Origin of the sequence: Streptomyces hainanensis, from assembly GCF_004348415.1 — a bacterium.
In the GTDB taxonomy this organism is placed as follows: domain Bacteria; phylum Actinomycetota; class Actinomycetes; order Streptomycetales; family Streptomycetaceae; genus Streptomyces; species Streptomyces hainanensis.
This window is the reverse complement of sequence record NZ_SMKI01000766.1, coordinates 1-1,938: the sequence shown is the minus strand read 5'-3', so window position 1 is coordinate 1,938 and position 1,938 is coordinate 1. Positions and strand designations below refer to the sequence as shown.

Genomic DNA, 1,938 nt, shown 5'->3' with positions numbered 1-1,938 from the left:
CCCCAACCCTCTCCACAAGTCCCCGCCCATGAGGGGAAATCGCGGAGATCGTAAGAGTGTGACCACGGGGCCGTCTACGGACATAAATCCGGACAATGAGCATGACAGGTGATCAGTTGCGCTCAAATGATCTCAGGCTGTGGATAGTTCGAGGCAATCTGTGACCGTGTCAGATTGACCGGGTGACCAAGCGGGGCCTGGGCGATGACCGGTTCCATGATCCGGGCGTGACGTTGATCACGGACGGCAGGTGTTTGGTGAAGGTTGTGAGGGAGTTTCACCGGGCCGAATTCAGCCGCGAGTTCGGGTGTGAGTTCGGCCGCGAATTCGGTGCCGAGGACCCGGGAATCGGCGGGACGCCGCGATAGCGGAATTGCGGACTCCGGTCAGCCGGCGAAATGCGGCACCGGACGGGAATGCGACCGCCGGCGATGGTGACCTGCGGGAACGCGGGGCGGGTGAAGGTGCGGCGGGCCCGTGAGGCGTTCCCGGGGAATCGACACCGGAGCGGGGGTCACGGCGGCCCGTCGGCGCGGCGTTCGTTTTCGTGAACGACCGCGTCGAGGTCGGAGAGGCGGTCGAGGCCGGCGACGGCGCGGGCCATGCGGGGGTTGCCGGCGAAGCGGGCGCGGTGGCGGTGGAGGAAGGACCAGTAGCCGGTGGTGAAGGGGCAGGCGTCGGCGCCGACGCGGGCGGTGGGGCGGTAGGCGCACCCGTCGCAGTAGTCGCTCATCCGGTGCAGGTAGGCGCCGCCCGAGGTGTACGGCTTGGTGGTCATCCGGCCGCCGTCGGCGTGCTGGGACATGCCGACGACGTTGGGCAGCATCACCCAGTCGTAGCCGTCGACGAAGCAGCGGTGGAACCAGTCGGTCACGGCGGCCGGGTCCCAGCCGCGTTGCAGGGCGTGGCTGCCCAGCACCATCAGGCGCGGGATGTGGTGGGTCCAGCCCGTGTCGCGGACCTGGGCCAGGACGGTGGCGAGGCAGTTGGCCGTCACGGCGTCGGCGTCCAGTTCGAGGAACCAGTCGGGCAGCGGGGCGCGGTGCCGGAGCGCGTTCTGGTGGCGGTAGTCGGGGCCGAAGTGCCAGTACAGCTGCCACACGTACTCGCGCCAGCCGGCGACCTGCCGGACGAAGCCCTCGACGCTGCGCAGCGGGGCCTCGCCCGCGCGCCAGGCCGCCTCGGCGGCGGCGACGCACTCGGCCGGGTCGAGCAGGCCGAGGTTGAGGGAGGAGGAGAGCAGGCTGTGGCTCATCACCGGGTCGTCGGCGAGCATCGCGTCCTCGTGGGGCCCGAAGCCGGCGAGCCGGCGTTCGACGAAGCGGCGGAGCGCGGCCAGCGCCTCGCGGCGGGTGGCGGGGAAGCGGCGCGGTCCTTCGCGGCCGACGAACGAGACGTCGCCGGCCCGTTCCCAGCGGTCGAGGTCGTCGCGGACCTCGGCGTCGATGTCGTCCTCGCGCGGCCGGTAGGGGGCGGGGACGTCGAGGGTGGTGGCGTCGCGCGGCGGGGGTTCGCGGTTCTCGTGGTCGAGGTTCCAGCGGCCGCCGGCCGGCTCGTCGGCGTCCATGAGGAGGTCGAGGCGGTGGCGGACCCAGCGGTAGAAGTCCTCCTGGCGGAGGGCGCGCGAGTCGGCCCAGGCGCGGAAGTCGTCATGGGGGATCAGGAAGCCGCGGGCGGGCAGCACGTCGACGTGGTCGAGGCGGGTGACGAGGGCGAGCGCGGCGTACGAGGTGGGATGGTGGACCGTCAGCCGGCCGAGGGCGGCGACCTCGCGCAGCCCCTGGCGGTAGGTGTCGGCGCGGACGTAGTGGACCCGGTCCTCGCCGAGTTCGGCGGCGCGGTGCCGCATCGCGGAGAGCACCAGGTGGGCCTTGGCCCGGTGGAAGCGGCGGCGGCGCAGCACGGACCGGGCCTCGATCATCACGATCGGGCGGGGGC

The 1,938-nt window shown here is 71.8% G+C and carries 2 protein-coding genes; one reads left to right on the top strand and one right to left on the bottom strand.

The annotated features are described in order from the left end of the window. The first annotated feature begins 182 nt into the window (after positions 1–182). Complete coding sequence (locus tag E1283_RS35705; protein ID WP_132822314.1) at positions 183–368, top strand: hypothetical protein; 186 nt, start codon at positions 183–185, stop codon at positions 366–368. A gap of 146 nt (positions 369–514) precedes the next feature. Here the strand turns inward: E1283_RS35705 and E1283_RS35700 are convergent. Then, positions 515–1,938 (bottom strand): cryptochrome/photolyase family protein (locus E1283_RS35700; RefSeq protein ID WP_132822313.1); only part of this gene is annotated, 1,424 nt, incomplete at its 5' end.